Genomic DNA, 19,802 nt, shown 5'->3' with positions numbered 1-19,802 from the left:
GGAAGTGCCCAGCAGATGAAGCTCGTCTTCGCAGGAACCCCCGAGGCGGCCGTGCCGTCGCTCAAGACCCTGCTGGCCTCGCGCCACGAAGTCGCGGCCGTGGTCACCCGCCCCGACGCCCGCGCCGGGCGCGGGCGCAAGGTCGTGCCCAGCCCGGTGGCCCAGGTCGCCGCCGAGGCGGGTGTGGAGGTGCTCAAGCCCCACAAGGCCGCCGACCCCGAGTTCCTGGCCCGGCTGCGCGCCATCGCGCCCGACTGCTGCCCGGTCGTCGCCTACGGCGCGCTGCTGCGCCAGGAGGCCCTCGACATCCCCGCCCACGGCTGGGTCAACCTGCACTTCTCGCTGCTGCCGCAGTGGCGCGGCGCCGCGCCCGTCCAGCACGCCCTGCTGCACGGCGACGACCTCACCGGCGCCGCCACCTTCCTCATCGAGCCCGACCTGGACTCCGGCCCCGTGTTCGGCACCGTGGTCGAGCCCATCGGCCCCCACGACACCAGCGGCGACCTGCTGGCCCGCCTCGCCGAGACCGGCGCCGGGCTGCTGCTGCGCACCCTGGACGGCATCGAGGCGGGCACGCTGCGGCCCCAGCCCCAAAGCGCCGACGGCGTGTCCTTCGCGCCCAAGCTCACCAGCGCCGACGCCGAGGTCGACTTCACCGCGCCCGCCATGCGCGTGGACCGGCTGATCCGCGCCTGCACCCCGGCTCCCGGCGCCTGGACCACCTTCCGCGGCGAGCGCCTCAAGCTCGGCCCCGTGCGCCCCCGCACCGACGCCGACGCGCTGCCGCCCGGCGCCCTCGCCGTCACCCGCGCGGGCGTGTTCGCCGGGACCGCCACCCACCCGGTGGAACTGGGCGAGGTCCAGCCGCAGGGCAAGCGCGCCATGCCCGCCGCCGACTGGGCGCGCGGCGTGCGCCCGGCCGAGGCCGACGTCCTGGGCGCCTAGCAGGACCACCGGGCGGGGCGAGGCCGCCCCGGTGCGGCGCGCGCGGCGGCCCGCGCGGCGGCGGCGGTGAGTATCCTCGGTAACCGGCCCGCCCGGTCGCCACGCTCCGCATCGGGCGCGGACGCGGCGGTGGTCGGGTCCTTGGCACACCATCCCCGGCGCGAGGCTGAAGGCTGATTCCAACGTGAGTGACCGTTCCCGTTCGCCCTACCGTTCGACGCGCCGCGGCACCGGCGGCGGCGGTGCCCGGAACGCGCCCCCGCAGCCCAAGGACCCCGCCCGCCGGGCCGCCTACGACGTCCTGCGGGCGGTGCACGACCGGGACGCCTACGCCAACCTGCTCCTGCCCGCCACGCTGCGCGAACGCGGAATCAGCGGGCGCGACGCCGCGCTGGCCACCGAGCTCACCTACGGCGCGCTGCGCCGCCAGGGCACCTACGACGCCGTGCTCGACGCCTGCGTCGACCGCTCGCTGAAGTCCGTGGACGCCGAGGTGCTGCCCGTGCTGCGGCTGGGCGCCCACCAACTGCTGTCCACCAACATCCCGCCGCACGCCGCCGTCAGCGCCACCGTCGACCTCGCCCGCCGCGTCATCGGCCACCACCGCAGCCGCTTCGCCAACGCGGTGCTGCGCAAGGTCGCCGCCCGCGACCTCGCCGCCTGGCTGGAGGTGGTGGCCCCCGACCGCGCCGCCGACCCCGTCGGACACCTCTCCGTCGTGCACAGCCACCCCCGCTGGATCGTCGAGGCACTGGCCGCCGCCCTGGGCGAGGACCCCGCGGCCGGACCCGCCGCGCTCGCCGAGACCGAGCGGCTGCTCGCCGCCCACAACGAGCGCCCCCAGGTCACGCTCGTCGCCAAACCCGGCCGCGCCTCGGTCGCCGACCTCGTGGCGGGCGGCGCCACCGCGGCCCGCTACTCGCCCCACGCCGCCTACCTGGCCGAAGGCGACCCCGCCGGCCTGCGCGAGGTCCGCCAGCGCCGCGCGGCCGTGCAGGACGAGGCCAGCCAGCTCGTGGCGCTGGCGCTGTCCCGGGTGCCCGTGGAGGGCCCCGACTCCCTGTGGCTGGACGCCTGCGCCGGCCCCGGCGGCAAGGCCGGCCTGCTGGCCGGGCTCGCGGGCCAGCGCGAGGCCCGGCTGCTGGCCGCCGAGATCCAGCCCGCCCGCGCCGGGCTCGTCGCCCAGGCGGTCGAGCGCTCGGTGCGCGACGCCGGGCGCGTCGTCGTGGCCGACTCCACCAGCCCGGCCTGGCGCGACGGCGCGTTCGACAGGGTCCTGGTCGACGCCCCCTGCACCGGCCTGGGCGCGCTGCGCCGCCGCCCCGAGTCGCGCTGGCGGCGCACCCCCGAGACCGCCGCCGGGCTCGCGCCCCTGCAGCGCGCCCTGCTGGACCGCGCCCTGGACGCCGCCCGCCCCGGCGGGGTGGTGGCCTACGTGACCTGCTCGCCGCACCTGCCCGAGACCACCGGGACCGTCGCGGCGGTGCTCGCCGACCGCGCCGACGCCGAGCCGCTGCGCGCCGCCGACCACCTGCCCGAGGTCTCCGGCGCCGCGGCCGGGCCCGACGGCGCCTACGCGCAGTTCTGGCCGCACCGCCACGGCACCGACGCCATGTTCCTGGCGCTGCTGCGCAAGCGCTGAGGCGGGCGGGCGGCCGGCGCGGGCCGCGCCCGCGCGCCCGCGACTAGACTCGGCGGCGTGGCAATCCAGATCTCACCCAGCATCCTCTCCGCCGACTTCGCCCGCCTCGCCGAGCAGGCCGAGGCGGTCGCCGGTTCCGCCGACTGGCTGCACGTCGACGTCATGGACAACCATTTCGTCCCCAACCTCACGTTGGGCCTGCCGGTCGTGGAGTCGCTGCTGAAGGCCGTCAGCGTCCCCCTGGACTGCCACCTGATGATCGAGGACCCCGACCGCTGGGCCCCCGCCTACGCCGAGGCCGGCGCGCAGAGCGTCACCATCCACGCCGAGGCCGCCGGCGCGCCCGTGCGCACCCTGCGCGAGATCCGCGCCCAGGGCGCCCGCGCCGGGCTGGCGCTGAACCCGGCCACCGCCCTGGACCCCTACGCCGACCTGATCGGCGAGGTCGACATGCTGCTGCTGATGACCGTCGAGCCCGGGTTCGGCGGGCAGCGGTTCCTCGACCTCGTGCTGCCCAAGATCCGCGCCGCCCGGCAGCTCATCTCGCGCACCGGCGGCTCGGTGTGGCTCCAGGTCGACGGCGGGGTCAGCCCCGAGACCGTGGAGCGCGCGGCCGCCGCCGGGGCCGACGTGTTCGTCGCCGGATCCGCCGTCTACGGCGCCGACGACCCCGCCGCGGCCGTCGACGCGCTGCGCGCCCAGGCCGAGAAGGCCGCCGCGCAGGCCGGGTAGCCGCCCTCCCGCACGCGGGCCGGTCGCCCGCGGGTGTTCGCGCGCGACGTTTGGGTGATCCGCCCCGCGCCGTCTACCATCGGCCCCTGACACCGGGTCTGGACGGCGGCGGGGTCGTTTGGGAGCCGCGCCGGCGGGCACGCTCCAGGCCCTCGACCTTCGCGAGGTGGCCATGGACGCGGTGTGGGACACGGAGATCGCCCTCGTGGCGTGGATCCAGGGCTGGGGCACCTGGCTGCTGGCGCCCATGGAGGCGGTCAGCCTGCTGGGCTCCCAGGCGCTGCTCGTGGTGTTCGTCCCGCTGCTGTTCTGGAGCGTCAGCGCCGGCCTGGGCGCCCGCACCTACCTCGTGGCGGCCGCCGGCGGCGTCGTCAACGGCCTGCTGAAGTTCGCCCTGCACGGCGCCCGCCCCGACTGGTACCACCACGGCGTGCGCTCGCTGGCGCCCTCCCACACCTTCGGCGCGCCCTCCGGCCACGCCCAGAACTCCCTGATGCTGTGGGGCTACCTCGCGCTGCGGCTGGCGCGCCGGTGGGCCTGGTACGCCGCCGCCGCGATCGTCCTGGCCGTCGCCCTCACCCGCCTCTACCTGGGCGCGCACTTCCTCACCGACATCCTGCTGGGGTGGCTGGTGGGCGCCGCCATGCTGTGGGCGGTCGCCCGCAACGAGGACGCCCTGCGCGCCTGGTGGCTGCGCCTGGGCCTGGCCGCGCAGGTCGTGCTGGCGCTGGCGGTGTCGGCCGGGCCGGTGCTGCTCGCCCAGGGCTGGGAGACCCTGGTGCACGCCGGGTGGAGCGCGCCCGAGGACTGGACCGGTGCCGTGCCGCGCGGCCTGGGCGACGGCTCGGTGGAGCACGTGGCCCGCGTCGCCGGCGGCCTGTTCGGCGGCCTGGCCGGGTTCTCCGTGCTCGCCGCGCGCGGCTGGTACAGCGCCGCGGGGCCGCTGGTCTCGCGGGTGGCGCGCTATGTGATCGGCCTCTCGGGAATCGTGCTGCTGCTGGTGGTGATGCGCGTCGCGCTGCCCGAGGCGGGCGGCGCGGCCGGCGCGGCCGTGGACTTCGCGTCCTTCGCGGTCGTGGCCCTGTGGAGCGCGCTGGGCGCGCCCGAACTGTTCGTGCTCACGGGACTGGCCCGCCGGCCCGCCCCCGAGCGCGCCGCCGAGGGACCCGCCGCGCGCCGGGAATGACCCCGCATGGCACACTGTTGCCAGAGACGTTGAGCAAACGCGTGCTCCGGGGTCGGTGCAAGTCCGAACCGGCGGTGACAGTCCGCGACCCGGCCGAATCCATCGGCCGGTTGAACCGGTGGAAATCCGGTACCGACGGTGAAAGTCCGGATGGGAGGCAGTGCGCGTGGGCTCGGCCGAGCCCGGCGCGCCGCTGACGCGCCCCGGCCCCGGCCGCCGCCCTCGACTCGGACCGGTCCGCCCGTCCGCATCCCCGGAGCCTTCGAGCAGGCGAAGGGGTGGGGTGGCAGGTGTTCACCGGGATTGTCGAAGAACTGGGCGAGGTCGCCGCGATCGAGCAGGCGGGCGACTCCCCAGGCGAGGCCGCGCGGATCACCGTCCGCGGGCCCGTTGTGACCTCCGACGCCGCGCACGGCGACTCCATCGCGGTCAACGGCGTGTGCCTGACCGTGGTCGACTCCGCCGACGGCGCGTTCCGCGCCGATGTGATGAAGGAGACCCTGGACCGCTCCAGCCTCGGCGCGCTCGTGCCGGGCTCGCCGGTCAACCTTGAGCGCGCCGCCAAGGTCTCCGACCGGCTGGGCGGCCACATCGTGCAGGGCCACGTCGACGGCACGGCCGAGGTCCTGGAGCGCGTCACCGGGTCACGCTCGGAGACCCTGCGCTTCTCACTGCCCGCCGAGCTCGCCCGCTACGTCGTCGAGAAGGGCTCCATCGCCGTCGACGGGGTCAGCCTCACCGTGGCCTCCGTGGGCGCCGACAACTTCACCGTCAGCCTCATCCCCACCACGCTCGACCTCACCACGCTGGGCCGCAAGGGCATCGGCGCGCCGGTGAACCTGGAGGTCGACGTCATCGCCAAGTACGTCGAGCGCCTGGTCGCCGCCGGCCGCGGGGCGGGCGCCTGATGGCCGGCCCCGCCGGCGCCGGGCGCGGACCCCGCGCCCCCGGCCGTCCCCGCCGGCCCGCCCCCGCCCCGCCCCCCGTGACCCACCGCACCGCAGGCCAAGGAGCAGCACACGCCATGACCAGCACCACCACCGAGCAGCCCGCCCCCTCCCGTGTCGGCGTCCTCGACGACATCACCGACGCGATCGCCGACATCGCCGCCGGGCGCCCGGTGGTCGTGGTGGACGACGAGGACCGCGAGAACGAGGGCGACCTCGTCTTCGCCGCCGAGGCCGCCACCCCCGAGCTGATGGCCTTCATGGTGCGCCACACCTCCGGGCTGGTCTGCGCGCCCATGCTGGGCGAGGACCTGGACCGCCTCCAGCTGCCGCTGATGACCACCGACAACCGCGAGGGCATGCGCACGGCCTACACGGTCACCGTCGACGCCGCCTCCGGTATCACCACCGGAATCTCCGCCGCCGACCGCGCCCGCACCGTCGCGCTGCTCGCCGACGCCGCCACCGGCCCCGCCGACCTCGTGCGGCCCGGCCACGTGCTGCCGCTGCGCTACCGCCCCGGCGGCGTGCTGGCCCGGCGCGGCCACACCGAGGCCTCGGTCGACCTCGCCCGCCTGGCCGGTATGCGCCCGGCGGCGGTCATCGCCGAGGTCGTCAACGACGACGGCACCATGGCGCGCCTGCCGCAGCTGCGCGCCTTCGCCGACGAGCACGGCCTGCGCGTGGTCTCCATCGAGCAGCTGGTGGCCCACCTCCAGCGCCTGGAGGCCCACGCCCCCCGGATCGCCGCCGACCCCGCCACCGGCCCCGTGGTGGAGCGCGTGGTCGAGACCCGGCTGCCCAACGCCCACGGCGAGTGGCGCGCGGTGGGCTACCGGGGCACCGCCGACGGCACCGAGTACGTCGCCCTGGTGTTCGGCGACCTCGGCGACGGTTCGGAGGTCCTGGCGCGGCTGCACTCGGAGTGCCTGACCGGGGACGCGTTCGGCTCCCACCGCTGCGACTGCGGCCCCCAGCTGGAGGCCGCCATGGCGGCCATCGCCGCCGAGGGCCGGGGCGTGCTGGTCTACCTGCGCGGCCACGAGGGGCGCGGGATCGGCCTGCTGCACAAGCTGCGCGCCTACCGGCTGCAGGACGGCGGCGCCGACACCGTCGACGCCAACCTGGAGCTGGGCCTGCCCGCCGACGCCCGCGACTTCACACCCGGCGCCCACATCCTGGCCGACCTGGGCGTCAGATCGGTGCGGCTGCTCAGCAACAACCCCGCCAAGACCGAGGGGCTGACCGCACACGGGATCGCGGTCGCCGAGCGGATCCCCATGCCCACCGCCGTCACCCCCGACAACCTGCGCTACCTGCAGACCAAGCGCGACCGGATGGGCCACGACCTGCCCGGGATCGCCGCCGCCACCTGACCCCGCCCGTGCGCGGCGCCGGCGCGACCCGCCCGGCCACCCGGCCACCCGGTCGCGCCGCGCCCGCACCGGCCCGGTCCCCGCCGTCACCGCCGCGCACGCGGCGCCCCAGCAAGGAAGCACGCACCCATGAGCGGAACAGGACGCCCCGCCGAGCACACCGTCGACGCCTCCGGGCTGCGCGTGGCCATCGTCGCCACCCGGTGGAACGCCGAGGTGGTGGAACCCATGGTCGAGCGCGCACGCGCGGCGCTCGCCCGCACCGGCGCGCACGAACCCGTTGTCGTGCGGGTGGCCGGCGCCGTGGAGATCCCGGTCGTCGCCCAGCAGCTCGCCCGCACCCACGACGCCGTCGTGGCTCTGGGCGCGGTCATCCGCGGCGGCACCCCGCACTTCGACTACGTCTGCCAGTCGGTCACCCACGGCCTGACCGAGGCCGCGCTGCGGGAGTCCACCCCCATCGGCAACGGAGTGCTCACCTGTGATACCCAGGAGCAGGCGCGCGACCGCGCCGGCCTGCCCGGCAGCCACGAGGACAAGGGCTGGGAGGCCGCGATCGCGGCCGTGGACACCGCCGTGGTGCTGCGCGGCCTGCGCGAGGGCGCGGCCGCACCCGCGGCGGGCTAGTCGGCGCGCCGCCACCCCGTTGCACACCGAGGAGAAGGGCGCCGCGTGCGGCCTGGAGACGCGAAAGAAGACGACATGGTGGACGACGCCGCCGCCGAGGTGCCCGCTCCGGCCCTGCCGGTGACCTGGCGGCCCCGCAACATGCGGATCGTCGGCTACGGACTCGCGGCGGTGATCATGGTGACCATGGTGCTGCTGGCGGTCGTGCTGCCGCCGGACTGGCGGCTGGCCGACCGGCTGGGCCTGGTCGCGCTGGGCCTGGTCGGCGTCGGGGTGATGCACCTGCTCGCCCGGCCCCGCCTCACCGCCACCGAGACCCGGGTCACCGTGGTCAACAGCATCCGCACCCACGTGCTGGAGTGGCCCGAGATCGTGGACGCCCGCATGCCGGTGGGCGAGCCCTGGCCCACCATCGACCTCGCCGACGGCTCCACCCTCGCCGTGATGGGCATCCAGAGCAACGACGGCGACCTGGCGCGGACCAACCTCGCCCGGTTCCAGGCGCTGCTGCGCAACCGGGGCGAGGCCCAGGAGCCGCCGCGCCCGGCGTGAGGCGCGGCCGTGCGGCGCGCGCCCTCCCCGGCCGCCCGCCCGCCCGCGGCGACGACCACGTGCCCCCGGTTCGCCATCGGCCGGTTCGCCGACGGCGCCCCGGGCGGTCGCCGCCGTGGTGCTGTTCCTCACGCCGGGGGCGGGGCCGGTGCTGTGGGCCGGGCTCCGGGGACCGCGCCGACACGGCCGCCCGAGACGCGGGAAAATCAGTTGAACACGGAGCGCCACCGCTGCGTCATAAAGGTATGGACACCGAGATCCGGCGCACCGAGCGCACGCGACAGGGGTCGTCCCGCCGTCGGCGCCCCCGCATCACCGTTGTCGCCGCCCTGATCTGGGCGGCCGTCCTGGGCCTCGTCATCGTCGACCTCATCGGGCTGCTGTCCGCCTGACCCCCGCCTTCCGCGCGGCGGCCGCACCGCGGCGGCCGCCGCGCCGGGCGGGAGGGAGCAGGCGGGTCGGAAAAGCGCCTGTGGACACCGCTGTGCGCGCGCCTTCAACCAACTAGCCTGGCCACCAAGGAACGAGGGGGGAGGCCGGGCCCATGGCGCGCACGATTGCCGCCGGCGGTGCCGCGCACGCGGCCGCCGCCGACCGCCCCGCTGCCCCGCTCCGTCCGGTCCAGCGCCGCGAGGGCGCCGAACCCGCCCCGGCCCACCGGGAGCGCCCGCGCCGACCGCGCCCGCGCGCCGCCCACGGCTTCGTGTCCGGGCCCGTCCCGGAGACGCCGGAACCACCCGCCACCGCCGCCTCCGGCGGGCGGGTCCTGGAAAGGAGTGCCCGTGCGTGACATCCGCACGGCCGTCGCCGAACTGTACGCCTCGGGCGACACCTTCGCCCTGGCGACCGTCATCGACACCTACCGCAGCTCCCCGCGCGAACCCGGCGCGGCCATGGCCGTCAGCGCCACCGGCGAGGTCGCCGGCAGCGTGTCCGGCGGCTGCGTCGAGGGGGCCGTCTACGAACTCGCCCAGGAGGTCATGGCCGAGGGCCGCGCCCAAAGAGCCACCTACGGCGTCAGCGACGACGACGCCTTCGCGGTCGGCCTGACCTGCGGCGGAACCCTGCACGTCCTGGTCGAGCCCGTCGACCCCGCCCGCCACCCGCACCTGGGCGGGGTCATCGCCGACATCGAGGCGCACCGCCCGGTGGCCGTGGCCACGGTCGCGGGCGGCCCCGGGCGCCTGGGCGCCCGCCGCGTCATCTGGCCCGACCGCGCCGAGGGCGACCTCGGCGGCAGCCGCCTGGAGGCCGCCGTCGACGACGACGCCCGCGGCATGCTCGCCCAGGGCAGCACCGGGATCCTGCGCTACGGCGCCCAGGGCGAGCGGCGCGGCGACGACCTGGAGGTGTTCGTCCAGTCCTTCGCGCCCGCGCCCCGCATGCTCGTCTTCGGCGCCATCGACTTCGCGGCGGCCGTCACCGAGATCGGCGCCTACCTGGGCTACCGCGTGACCGTGTGCGACGCCCGCCCGGTCTTCGCCACCGCCAAGCGGTTCCCCAAGGCCGACGAGGTCGTCGTGAAGTGGCCGCACGTCTTCCTCGCCGAGATCGAGGCGCAGATCGACGAGCGCACCGCCATCTGCGTCCTCACCCACGACCCCAAGTTCGACGTCCCGGTGCTGGAGGTCGCCCTGCGCACCCCGGCCGGCTACATCGGCGCCATGGGCAGCCGCCGCACCCACGACGACCGCCTCGCCCGGCTGCGCGAGGCCGGAATCCCCGAGGACCGGCTGGCCCGCCTGCGCTCGCCGATCGGGCTGGACCTCGGCGCCCGCACTCCCGAGGAGACCGCGGTCTCCATCGCCGCCGAACTCATCCAGACCCGCTGGGGCGGCAGCGGCCGCCCCCTGTCGGCCACCGAGGGGCGCATCCACATCGACCCGCTCGCGGCCGCGCCCGGCGGCGGCCCCGCGGCCGCGCCCGCGCGCCGACCCGCGGGCACCCGCTGAGGGGCGTCGCGTCGGCGCCGCGCACGGGTCAGGGCCCGTGCGCGGCGCCGCCCCCGGCGGCGACACCCCCGGCCGCGGGGGCGCACGCGGCCGGAACCGGTCAGCCTGTCCCGGTAACGGCGTCGATCGTTCGCCCAGAACCTCCCGGAGTCACCGGATTTCGGCCCGCAGCCTGGGCAAGCGAGCCCGAAGACCGCGTCCCCGGCGGCAGCGGGCGTGGCATCATCACGTCATGACCACACGCGAGCAGAGCATGAACGGCACCGACGACACGTCGATCGCCGGGCTGTTGCTGGCCGCGGGGGAGGGGAGTCGGCTGGGCCGGCCCAAGGCGCTGATCGAGGTGGCCGGGGAGCGGTTGGTCGACCGTGGGGTGCGGCTCCTGCGCGAAGCGGGATGCGCACCGGTCTACGTCGTGACGGGTGCCGCCGAGGTGGAGGTCGAGCACGCCACCCCGGTGCACAACCCGGACTGGGACTCGGGCATGGGGTCCTCGCTGCGCACCGGACTGGACGCCATGCCCGAGGAGGTCGACGCCGTCGTCGTGGCACTGGCCGACCAGCCGCTGGTGACCTCGGCGGCGGTGCGCCGGCTGCTCGACGCCTACGGCGACGGCGCCCGTGCGGCCGTCGCCACCTACTCGGGCAACCTGCGCAACCCGGTCCTGCTGGGCCGCGAGCACTGGCCGAGCGTGCACGCCCTCGCCGAGGGCGATGTCGGCGCCCGGCCGTTCCTGCGGGCCTACTCCCACCTGGTGACCACGGTCCCCTGCGACGACGTCGCGAGCCCCGACGACATCGACACCCCCGAAGACCTCGCCCGGCTGAGCCACTCCCTCGACGCGCCGCACGCGGCACCGCCGCAGCCGGGCTGACCCCTCGTCCCCGTGTTTCGGGCGTGCCCAAATCCCGCCGCGCCCGCGACTCCGCCATCGACCGCCGCCCATCCCGGCCGCCCCGGGCGGGGCGGTCCCGGTCCGCGAGGCCGGGACCTACACCTCGCCCGGGTCCACCGCGCAGATGCCGAACCGCGACCGCACGGCCGCGGCCCCCGGCTCCAGCACCAGCAGGTCCGTCCCCGAGTTGAACGCGTCCGGCGGGCAGGTCATGGGCTCCACCGCGAACGCGCTGCGCGCCAGGCCGCCGGGCAGCCCCTCGGCGCTGAACACCTGGAGCCAGCCGTAGGAGCGGTCGGCCCAGACCCCCACGGCGCGGCCGCCCGCGGCCAGGACCGTCCACGCCCGCCCTTCGGCATCGCGCTCCAGATCGGTGAACGCGGTGTCGAAGGCGGTCGTGCCGATGCGCCGGGGCGTGCGGAAGTCGTGCTCGGTGCCGGCGACCGGTTCGGGCGGGCCGTCGGGCAGCAGGCGGCCGTCGACCGGCAAGCGCTTACCTGCCGGCAGGCGCAGCACCGCGTCGTCCAGCGGCAGCGGCACCCGCAGGTAGGGGTGGGCGCCCACGCCGTAGGGGGCCGCGCCGTCGCCGGTGTTGCGCGCCTCGACCGCGACCTCCAGCCCGCCCGCGGCGTCCAGCGCGTAGGTGACACTCAGCTCCAGCCGGAACGGGTAGCCCGGGGCGCCGTCGATCAGGTGGGTCAGCGTCGTGCGGTCGCCGGCGATCTCCACCGGCAGCCACGGCACCGCGTGCACCAGTCCGTGCAGCGCCGTGCCGCGCTCGGGCTCGGTGACCTCCAGCCGGTGCTCCAGCCCGCCGAAGCGGTAGCGGCCGTCGGCGATCCGGTTGGGCCAGGGCGCCAGCAGTTGCCCCTGGTAGGAGGCGGGGGCCTGCTCCGGCGGGTACCCCCACACCAGGTCCCGGCCCTCGTGCGTCAGGCCGCACAGCGCCGCTCCGCGGCGGCTGACGACGGCCCGGTAGCCGCCCGCCGCCAACTCGATCGCATCGCCCACCGCAGACCGCCTCTCCGCTCCGTTGTCGATCCCGGGCGATCATAGTCCCCCCGCCGACGCTGGCACCCGGCGCCGCGCCCGCGCGGCGCGCCCGGCCCGGCGCGGGGGCGGGGTCAGCCGAAGACGTTGTAGAGCGGGATGAGCACGCCGGCCGCCAGGGTCAGCAGGCCCGTGGACAGCGCCACGATGAGCATCAGCACCGACCCTGCCGCCGCCAGGCGGTAGGCCATCAGCCGGGTCCGGGCGCGCGCCTTGCCCGCCGCCGTGCGGCCCAGGACCAGCAGCACCGCGGCCAGCACCACCGGCGGCCACCACTGCTCCGCCACGGCCCCGGGCAGCAGGCCCACCACGGCGCCGGCGGCGTCGGCCACCGCCGAGACCAGCGGCAGCCCGGTGAACTCCACCATGCCCTCGTAGGCGCCCGCGAACGGGCCGCCGGGGTCGGGGTAGAAGCCGTCGGCGCGCAGCGCCCGGCCCAGCCCGTCGACCAGCCCCGCCGCGGCGGCCGGGTAGGCGAAGCGGCGGGCGCGCCCCGCGCCCATGGCGCGCTCGATCTGCTGCATGCCCCGGTCCACCCGGCGCCGCTCGGTCTCCTCGCGGCGGCGGGCGCGGGCGCGGTCGGCCTCGCTCAGCGGCGCCCCGTAGGGCCCGGCCCCCCACGGGCCGGGCGGTGCGCCGGGCCTGGTGGCATCGTGCGGTCCGGGCACCCCGGCGTTGAGCCGCTCGCGCACCCGCTCCCAGCGGTCGGCCGCCGCGCCCGACACCGCGGCCCAGCGGTCGCGGCGCCGCGAGCGGCTGTCCTGCCGGTCGCGCTCGCGCTGGACCTCGCCCATCCGCACCGCGACCGGGAGCAGCAGGTTGGCCGTCACCAGCGCCGCGTGGGTGGCGGTCTCGGTGGAGCGGCGGCCCAGCCCGGTGTCGCGCTGCTCGCGCCACCAGTCCACCAGCGGCGCGGGGCTGCGGTGGCGCGGGTGCCAGGACTGGGCGCGCAGCAGGCGCCGCGCCCGCCCGCGTGCCTCGGGGTCCAAGACGAGTTCGACGGCCTGCGCCCAGGCGCCGTCCCAGGCGTGCTCGGGCAGGTCGGCGGCCCCGGCGGCGCCCGCCGGGCCGGCCGCCAGGTGGGCCACCGTGGCCTCGACCTGGCGCACGATGAGCGGGGCCTCGTGCTGGACGTGCTCCAGCAGCGCGCACCGCCCCGACCCCTCGGCCCGGCAGCCCGGGTGCCCGCACCAGTGCCGCGCGGCCAGGTTCAGCGCGCCCAGCTCCAGCGCCTCGCGCAGCACGCCGTGCCGGCTGCGGTCGCCCTGGGCGAGGGCGAGCACGCCCTCGGCACTGACCTCCAGCCCCCGGTACCGGGGCGGCATGCCCGGCACGTAGCGCGCGGCCAGCGCGCTGATGGCCAGGTGCACCCGCTCGGGGTGGGCGTCCAGGTCGGTGAGGTAGCTCCGGTCGAACGTGTAGTCGTTGACCTCGCGGTCCAGCCAGGTGCGCAGGGTGGGCCAGTGGGTGCGCAGCCAGACCTCGCCGCGGTCCCAGCGGTCCAGCAGGTCGAACGCCAGGCTCGGCGGGTCGTCGTGGGAGACGTCGGCGAAGCGGATGGGCGCGTGGCTGTGCGGCGTGACGATCTGCGGGCGCTCGCCGGCCAGCCACTGGGTGACCTCGGCGTAGCCCCAGCGCGCCGAGGGCGCCGGGGTGAGCAGGCCCCGGGCCAGCAGCCGCCAGGACTCGTCGGCGATGGCCGACACGTCGATCTCGGTGGTGCGCGCGGTCAGCCAGCTCTCGCCGCGCTCGGGACGGCGCCCGGTCACCAGTTCGTGCACCATGATGCCCAGCGACCACCAGGCGGCGGGCGCCTCGCGCCGGCCCTCGATCACCTCGGGCGCGGCGTAGGCCTCGGTGATGGCCAGGCCGCCGTAGACGCGGCTCATGGTGGCGCGCACGGCGCCGCCGAAGTCGGTGAGCGCGAAGACCGGCGGGTCCAGCGAGCGGATCAGCAGGTTCTCGGGCTTGACGTCGGTGTGGTTGTGCTGGAGGGTCTCCTGCCAGTGGTGCAGGCACTCGGCCACCGCCCGCACGATCGCGCGGGCGCGGGCGTCCTCGACCGGCCCCTTCTCCAGGACCGTGCGCAGCGACCCCTCGGCGAAGTACTCCTGGGCCTCCCAGGCGACGTCCTCGCCCCAGGCGCTGCGCGCCCGCCCGTAGCCGTGGATGGCGGGGGTGTGGGGGTCGGCGGCCCCGCGGGCGCGCAGCCGGTCCAGCAGTTCGCGGTTGACGTCGTGCCCGGGCCGGTAGACCTTCAGCGCCACGCGGGCGGGCGCCGCGCCCCCGGGTTCGGCGCCGGCCGGTTCGGCCAGGTAGACCACTGCCTCGCCGCCGGCGCCGATGTGGCCCAGCACGCGGTAGTCGCGGCGGAGCTGGGCGGGCACCGCGTAGTCGATCTCGCCGGCCGGCCCCACCACCACGCGCGCGATCAGCCGGGGGAACCACGACACCAGCGGCGCGAGGAGCCGCCGCCACCACGGCGCCGGGCCGGCGGAGGAGGGGCCGGCCGCGCCGGAGGGCCCCGCCGCGCCGGGCCGCGCGGGGCGGCGCAACGTGCGGGTGGCGGCGCGCAGCACCCGGGTGGCGCCCCCGGCTCCGCCGGGGGGGCCGTGGCGCGTGGGATCGTCGGGCGCGGCGGCTTCGTCGGAGGCCGGCCCGGGGCGGGCGCCTCCGGGGTTGAGGATGCGGGTGACCCAGCGGGTGCGGGCGCGCCGGGGGTCGAGCCGGGTGGTTGCGGCGACCGGCTCGACTTTGCGGGTGGGAGCGTCGGAATCCGAGGACTCGGGGTGGACCATCGTGGCGGCGGTGTCCCTCGTGGCCTTTCGGCGGTCGGCGGTTGCGCTGGCACCGCCCGGGGGAGGGCGGCCCCTCCAGCCTAGGCGAGGGGGGCGGGCCGCCGCCGCTGCCGGCGACCCGGATTCGTCCCTGATATGGGGGCCGGGGTCAGTGCCGGCCGGGGCCGGCACCGGGGGAGACACCCAGGAGGCCGCACGCCTCCCGGTACATGCGCACCACCTCGGCGCGGACCTGGGCGCGTTCGCGCAGCGGCTGCGACCAGGGGATGCGCACCGCGACCTCGGCGCCGTCGACCACCGCGCGGTAGTCGCCGCCCTCGGCGTCGAGCCCGACCATGCGCGCCGACTCCGCGCGCGGCAGCCCGCCGAGCGCCCGGCAGATGAGCAGGGTCTCGCGGGGGTGGTCGCCGTTCATGTGGGCGGTGACCGCGCGGACGACCTCGGCCGTGAACGGCGTGGCGGGCGGGACGGGATCGGGCTCCATGGGCGCTCCTGGGGCGGCGGGTCCGGCGGGCTCGCGGCGAGGATACCCAGCCCGGGCGCGCCGGGCCGCGCGCGGGCGCTCACTCGCCCTGGTGGGTGAACTCCGCGTCGATGTCGATCTTGATGCGGTCGGCCACCACCACCCCGCCGCCGTCCATGGGCATCTCGATGTCGACGCCGAACTCCCTGCGACTGATCTCGGTCTCGGCGTGGAACCCGGCGCGGGTGAGGCCGTAGGTGTCCAGGGTGACGCCGTTGTACTCCAGGCGGAGTTCGACGGGGCGGGTGGTGCCCTTGACGGTGAGGTCGCCGCGCAGCAGGAAGTCCTCGCCCTGGGTGCCGATCCCGGTGGAGGTGAAGGTCCACTGCGGGTGGTTGGCGACGTCGAAGAAGTCGGCGGAGCGCACGTGGTTGTCGCGGTCGGCGTTGTCGGTGTTGAGTGAGGCGGCGTCGATCGTGGCGCGCACCGAGGACTCCATGGGGTTCTCGGGCACGGTGAGCACGGCGTCGAAGGACTCGAAGCGCCCCCGGACGCGGCTGACCATCATGTGCCGCACCGAGAACCCGATCACGGAGTGGGCGGTGTCGATCCGCCAGGTACCGGGCTTGAGGTGCTGTTCGGCCATGTCTCCCCCTGTGTTGGGCGGGCCTGTCCCGCGACAACCGACATGACCCATCGTAATCACATGACTCCGAATTGTGGCGATCGACATGGTCGGCTGTGGACGAACCGCCCCGACTCGTTCCGGCCCGGGGCACGGCCCCGTACCGCCGCGCCGACGCCCGCCCGGACGGCCCGCACCGTTGGCTAAGCTGGTCCGCGGACATCCCGACAGGGGCGGACACGCCCCGAAACCCAGGAGCCGATCCCGTCGTGACCCGCCCCAGCATCTTCGGCGCGCAGCGCTTTCGCGACGACGACGGATCCGCCGACCCCGAACTCGCCTCCCGCCTCGCCGCCTACTCCCAGGGCGAGGCCGGCGACCGCCAGGTGCTGGCCGCCCTCGGCGCCTCCCGCCTGCTGGTCCCCGTCGTGGCCGTCGCCGGCGAGGTCGAGCGCGACGCCGCCGGGCGCACCCGCGAGAAGACCAGCGACATCGCGCTGCCGCTGATGATCGGCAAGGACGGCCGCCGGGGCGTGCTCGCCTTCACCAGCGTCGCCGCCGCCCGCGCCTGGCGCGAGGACGCCCGCCCGGTGCCGGTCACCGCCGTCGAGGCGTGCCAGGCCGCCCTGGAGGAGGACGCCGACGCCGTCGTGGTCGACGTCGCCGGGCCCGTCACCTACGCCGTCCAGGGCCGGTTCCTCACCACCCTGGCCGAGCACGGCACCGTGCCCGCGCCCAAGGAGGACCCCCAGGTCCTCGCCGTCATCTACCGCGTCACCCACAACGAGTTCGGCATCGGCCGGGTGCGCGTCCACGACTCCGAGCGCGCCGACATCGGCATCCGCCTGGAGCTGGACCGGCGCGACGACGAGTCGCTGCGCCGCGTCGCCGAGCGCCTGTCCGCCCAGCTCGCCCCGATGCTGCCCGGGGGCGTCGAGTTGAGCGCCGTCGTGCGCGCCAGCCGCGGCGACTGACCCCGCCTGTGGACACCGCCGCGCGCACCCCCGGCGCGGTCGGCTAGGTTCCGGCCATGCCCGCCTTGCCCGCCCTCCTCCCCGGCGCCGCCGCCCTGCCGGGTGCCGCCCCCGCCGTGCCCCTGACCGGTCTCGGCCCCGCCGACCTGCTCCTGGCCGCCGCCCTGGCGGCCCTGGGCGCGGTGGCGGGCGCCGCCGGCGCGCGCGTGGTGCCGCTGTTCGCCCGCCACGACCCCGGACCCGCCGACGACACGCCCCCGCCGCCGCCCACCTGCCCGCACTGCGCCCGCCCCGTGCCCTTCCACCGGCTGCTGCCCGTGCCCCGGGGCGGCGCGGTCGCGCTGCGCGGGCGCTGCCCCTCCTGCGCGGCCCGCCTCGCGGCGCCGCCCGGCCTGAGCGCCGCCACCGCCGTGCTGTTCGCGGCGGCGGGCCTGAGCCTGGGGGTCGAGGGGGCCGCCCGCGCGCCCCTCTGGCTCGCCGCCCTGCTGCTCTTCGCCGCCCTGGGCGCGCTGCTCAGCGCCGTGGACATCCGCGTCCACCGGCTGCCCAACGCCCTGGTCCTGGCCGCCTACCCCGCGGCCGTGGCCCTGGTGGCCGGGGCGGCCCTGCTGGCGCCCCTCACCGACCCCGCCGCCGGGCCCGGGCCGCTCGACCCCGCCGGGCTGGTGGGGCCGCTGGGCGGCATGGCCGCGCTAAGCGCCTTCTACTGGCTGCTGTGGTTCGTCCACCCGGCCGGCATGGGCTGGGGCGACGTCAAGCTCGCCGGGCTGGTCGGCCTGCACCTGGGCTGGCTGGGGTTCGGCGCCGTGTTCTCCGGCACCTTCGTCGCGTTCCTGGGGTCGGCCGCCTACGGGTTGGCGCTCATCCTGCTCGGCCGCGCCACGCGCCGCACCCAGATCCCCTTCGGGCCGTTCATGATCGGCGGCGCGCTGGCCGTCCTGCTCGTCGGCGACCCCTCCGGCCTGCTGTTCTGAGCCCGCGGGCGGCACCGCGCCGCCCGCCGCCCCGGCCGCCGCGTCGCGCGCCCGGCGCGGGCGCCGCCCGCTCAGCAGCATCAGCACCGCGCCGCACACCAGCACCACCGCCGTCACCGCGCCCAGCCCGCCGCCGTCGGCCCCCACGGCGGCGCGGAACACCGCGCCGATCCCGATGTGCACCAGCGCCCACAGCGTGCTGCCCGCCATCGCCCAGCCGATGAACCGCCGGTAGGGCATGCCGACCGTGCCCGCCAGCACCGGGACGATCGCGTGCACCACCGCCACGAACCGGGACCCGATGATCGCCAGGCCGCCGCGCGGGCGGGCCAGCACCTCCTCGGCGTGCAGCCACCGGTCCTCGCCGATCCACCGGCCCATGCGGCTGCGGCGGAACCGCTCGCCGCCCAGCCGGCCGATGGCATAGCCCGCCGTCTCGCCGATCAGGGCGCCCCCCAGGGTCGCCGCGCACATCAGCGCGAAGCCGCCCGCGTCGGTGACCGTGGCCCCGGCGAACAGCACGACCGGGTCGCCGGGAGCGAAGAGGCCGATCAGCGCGGTGGTCTCCAGGGCCATGAACACCAGCACCGCCAGCGCGACGGCGGGTGCGGGCAGCCCGGTCAGCGCGTCGATCGCACCCTCGGAGGAAAAGGCCATCACCGGATTGTGCCCCACCCGGGCGCGCGGTGCGGCCGCCGCACCGTATCGGCCGTGCGCCCGGAGCCCGCGGCCCGGCCCCAAACCCCGTCCGACCCCGCGCGCCGGCTCCCGCGCCCGACCTGACGCGGCGCGGGGGCGCGATGTGCCCGCACCCCGCCGACCGTGGGATGATCAGGACATGATGCGCTGGCTGACCGCAGGGGAGTCCCACGGCCCGGCACTCGTCGCGATCCTGGAGGGCCTTCCGGCCGGCGTCGCCGTCACCTCGGACGACATCGCCGCCGCGCTGGTCCGCAGGCGCGCGGGCTACGGCCGGGGCGCCCGGATGAAGTTCGAGCAGGACAGGGTGACCCTGGTCGGGGGCATCCGCCACGGCCGCACCCTGGGCGGCCCGGTGGCCGTCGAGGTCGCCAACTCCGAGTGGCCCAAGTGGGAGAAGGTCATGGCGGCCGACCCCGTCCCGCCCGAGGAACTGGCCGACGCCGCCCGCAACGCCCCGCTCACCCGCCCCCGCCCCGGCCACGCCGACCTCGTCGGCATGCAGAAGTACGGCTTCGCCGAGGCCCGGCCGGTGCTGGAGCGCGCCAGCGCCCGCGAGACCGCCGCCCGCGTGGCCATCGGCGAGGTCGCCCGGCTGTTCTGCCGCCAGGCCCTGGGCATCGAGATCCTCAGCCACGTGGTGTCCATGGGCGAGATCAGCGTGCCCGACACCGTCCTGCCCGGCCCCGGCGACCTCCCCGCCGTCGACGCCGACCCCGTCCGCTGCTTCGACCCCGAGACCAGCGCGCGCATGGTCGCCGAGGTCGACGACACCAAGAAGGCCGGCGACACCCTCGGCGGCGTCGTCGAGGTGCTGGCCTACGGCCTGCCGCCCGGCCTGGGCAGCCACGTCCACTGGGACCGCCGGCTCGACTCCCGCCTGGCCGGCGCCCTCATGGGCATCCAGGCCATCAAGGGCGTCGAGGTCGGCGACGGCTTCCGCACCGCCGCCCGCCGCGGCTCCGCCGCCCACGACGAGATCGAGCCCGGCGCCGACGGCGTGCGCCGCCGCAGCAACCGCGCCGGCGGCGTCGAGGGCGGCATGACCACCGGCGAGCCCCTGCGGGTGCGCGCGGCCATGAAGCCCATCGCCACCGTGCCGCGCGCGCTGGACACCGTCGACGTCGCCACCGGCGAACCCGCCCAGGCCCACCACCAGCGCAGCGACGTCACCGCGGTGCCCGCCGCCGGCGTGGTCGCCGAGGCCATGGTCGCCCTCGTCCTGGCCGAGGCCGTGGTCGAGAAGTTCGGCGGCGACTCCCTGGCCGAGACCGCCCGCAACGCCCGCGCCTACCTCGATACGCTGGAGATCCGCTAGCCGCGCGGCCGCGCCGGGCCGCCGCCCGGCGCCCGCGCCCCCGCACC

At 77.0% G+C, this 19,802-nt stretch carries 18 protein-coding genes, 1 pseudogene and 1 riboswitch; of the genes and pseudogenes, 14 read left to right on the top strand and 5 right to left on the bottom strand.

What is annotated here, in order from left to right; genetic code table 11:
* Nucleotides 1-15 precede the first annotated feature (15 nt).
* The 11 genes from fmt (at nt 16) to HNR12_RS05625 (ending at nt 10,833) form a co-directional block, all read left to right on the top strand.
* A complete protein-coding gene (gene fmt / locus HNR12_RS05675; RefSeq protein WP_179766509.1) occupies nt 16-945 on the top strand; it encodes a methionyl-tRNA formyltransferase in 930 nt (309 codons plus the stop codon).
* A gap of 184 nt (nt 946-1,129) precedes the next feature.
* Nucleotides 1,130-2,587, top strand: coding sequence for a transcription antitermination factor NusB (locus HNR12_RS05670; protein ID WP_179766508.1), 1,458 nt, complete (start codon nt 1,130-1,132; stop codon nt 2,585-2,587).
* Nucleotides 2,588-2,644: 57 nt separating this feature from the next.
* Nucleotides 2,645-3,319, top strand: coding sequence for a ribulose-phosphate 3-epimerase (gene rpe / locus HNR12_RS05665; RefSeq protein WP_179766507.1), 675 nt, complete (start codon nt 2,645-2,647; stop codon nt 3,317-3,319).
* Nucleotides 3,320-3,437: 118 nt separating this feature from the next.
* The gene (locus tag HNR12_RS05660) at nt 3,438-4,505 is read left to right on the top strand and encodes a phosphatase PAP2 family protein (RefSeq protein ID WP_246425007.1); all 1,068 of its coding nucleotides are present in this window, start codon (nt 3,438-3,440) and stop codon (nt 4,503-4,505) included.
* 37 nt (nt 4,506-4,542) lie between these two features.
* A riboswitch (FMN riboswitch) is annotated at nt 4,543-4,673 on the top strand.
* A 122-nt stretch (nt 4,674-4,795) separates the two neighbouring features.
* Nucleotides 4,796-5,413, top strand: coding sequence for a riboflavin synthase (locus HNR12_RS05655; RefSeq protein ID WP_179766506.1), 618 nt, complete (start codon nt 4,796-4,798; stop codon nt 5,411-5,413).
* Between the two features lie 116 nt (nt 5,414-5,529).
* Complete coding sequence (locus tag HNR12_RS05650; RefSeq protein ID WP_179766505.1) at nt 5,530-6,828, top strand: bifunctional 3,4-dihydroxy-2-butanone-4-phosphate synthase/GTP cyclohydrolase II; 1,299 nt, start codon at nt 5,530-5,532, stop codon at nt 6,826-6,828.
* 129 nt (nt 6,829-6,957) lie between these two features.
* Nucleotides 6,958-7,455: a 6,7-dimethyl-8-ribityllumazine synthase gene (ribH, locus tag HNR12_RS05645; RefSeq protein WP_179766504.1), complete on the top strand. Its 498-nt coding sequence runs from the start codon at nt 6,958-6,960 to the stop codon at nt 7,453-7,455.
* Nucleotides 7,456-7,530: 75 nt separating this feature from the next.
* On the top strand, nt 7,531-8,007 hold the full coding sequence (locus HNR12_RS05640) for a PH domain-containing protein (RefSeq protein WP_179766503.1): 477 nt from the start codon (nt 7,531-7,533) through the stop codon (nt 8,005-8,007).
* 245 nt (nt 8,008-8,252) lie between these two features.
* Complete coding sequence (locus tag HNR12_RS05635; protein WP_179766502.1) at nt 8,253-8,399, top strand: hypothetical protein; 147 nt, start codon at nt 8,253-8,255, stop codon at nt 8,397-8,399.
* Nucleotides 8,400-8,789: 390 nt separating this feature from the next.
* Nucleotides 8,790-9,959, top strand: a complete 1,170-nt coding sequence (locus HNR12_RS05630; RefSeq protein WP_179766501.1) for an XdhC family protein — start codon at nt 8,790-8,792, stop codon at nt 9,957-9,959.
* 232 nt (nt 9,960-10,191) lie between these two features.
* Nucleotides 10,192-10,833 (top strand): nucleotidyltransferase family protein, encoded by a 642-nt coding sequence (locus tag HNR12_RS05625; protein ID WP_179766500.1) that lies wholly within the window; start codon nt 10,192-10,194, stop codon nt 10,831-10,833.
* 117 nt (nt 10,834-10,950) lie between these two features.
* Here the strand turns inward: HNR12_RS05625 and HNR12_RS05620 are convergent, their stop codons facing one another.
* The 4 genes from HNR12_RS05620 to HNR12_RS05605 form a co-directional block, all read right to left on the bottom strand.
* The gene (locus tag HNR12_RS05620) at nt 10,951-11,865 is read right to left on the bottom strand and encodes an aldose epimerase family protein (protein WP_179766499.1); all 915 of its coding nucleotides are present in this window, start codon (nt 11,863-11,865) and stop codon (nt 10,951-10,953) included.
* Between the two features lie 113 nt (nt 11,866-11,978).
* Complete coding sequence (locus HNR12_RS05615; RefSeq protein WP_179766498.1) at nt 11,979-14,702, bottom strand: protein kinase domain-containing protein; 2,724 nt, start codon at nt 14,700-14,702, stop codon at nt 11,979-11,981.
* A 148-nt stretch (nt 14,703-14,850) separates the two neighbouring features.
* Nucleotides 14,851-15,186, bottom strand: coding sequence for a DUF2470 domain-containing protein (locus tag HNR12_RS05610; RefSeq protein ID WP_179766497.1), 336 nt, complete (start codon nt 15,184-15,186; stop codon nt 14,851-14,853).
* A 79-nt stretch (nt 15,187-15,265) separates the two neighbouring features.
* Nucleotides 15,266-15,811, bottom strand: coding sequence for a YceI family protein (locus HNR12_RS05605; RefSeq protein ID WP_179766496.1), 546 nt, complete (start codon nt 15,809-15,811; stop codon nt 15,266-15,268).
* 248 nt (nt 15,812-16,059) lie between these two features.
* Between HNR12_RS05605 and HNR12_RS05600 the strand changes: the two genes are divergently transcribed.
* Together HNR12_RS05600 and HNR12_RS05595 are read left to right on the top strand one after the other, a co-directional pair.
* Nucleotides 16,060-16,764, top strand: coding sequence for an SseB family protein (locus tag HNR12_RS05600; protein ID WP_179766495.1), 705 nt, complete (start codon nt 16,060-16,062; stop codon nt 16,762-16,764).
* Nucleotides 16,765-16,820: 56 nt separating this feature from the next.
* A complete protein-coding gene (locus HNR12_RS05595; protein ID WP_179766494.1) occupies nt 16,821-17,738 on the top strand; it encodes a prepilin peptidase in 918 nt (305 codons plus the stop codon).
* A 174-nt stretch (nt 17,739-17,912) separates the two neighbouring features.
* On the opposite strand, the pseudogene HNR12_RS28240 reads toward HNR12_RS05595, so the two are convergent.
* Nucleotides 17,913-18,314: pseudogene (locus HNR12_RS28240) on the bottom strand (DedA family protein); the annotation flags it as partial.
* Nucleotides 18,315-18,576: 262 nt separating this feature from the next.
* Between HNR12_RS28240 and aroC the strand changes: the two are divergent.
* Complete coding sequence (gene aroC, locus HNR12_RS05590; protein ID WP_179766493.1) at nt 18,577-19,755, top strand: chorismate synthase; 1,179 nt, start codon at nt 18,577-18,579, stop codon at nt 19,753-19,755.
* The last annotated feature ends 47 nt before the right edge of the window (nt 19,756-19,802 follow it).

It is taken from the genome of Streptomonospora nanhaiensis, assembly GCF_013410565.1.
Taxonomy (GTDB): Bacteria; Actinomycetota; Actinomycetes; order Streptosporangiales; family Streptosporangiaceae; genus Streptomonospora; species Streptomonospora nanhaiensis.
Note: the sequence above shows the minus strand (reverse complement) of the source record. Positions and strands in the feature narration are given on the sequence as shown.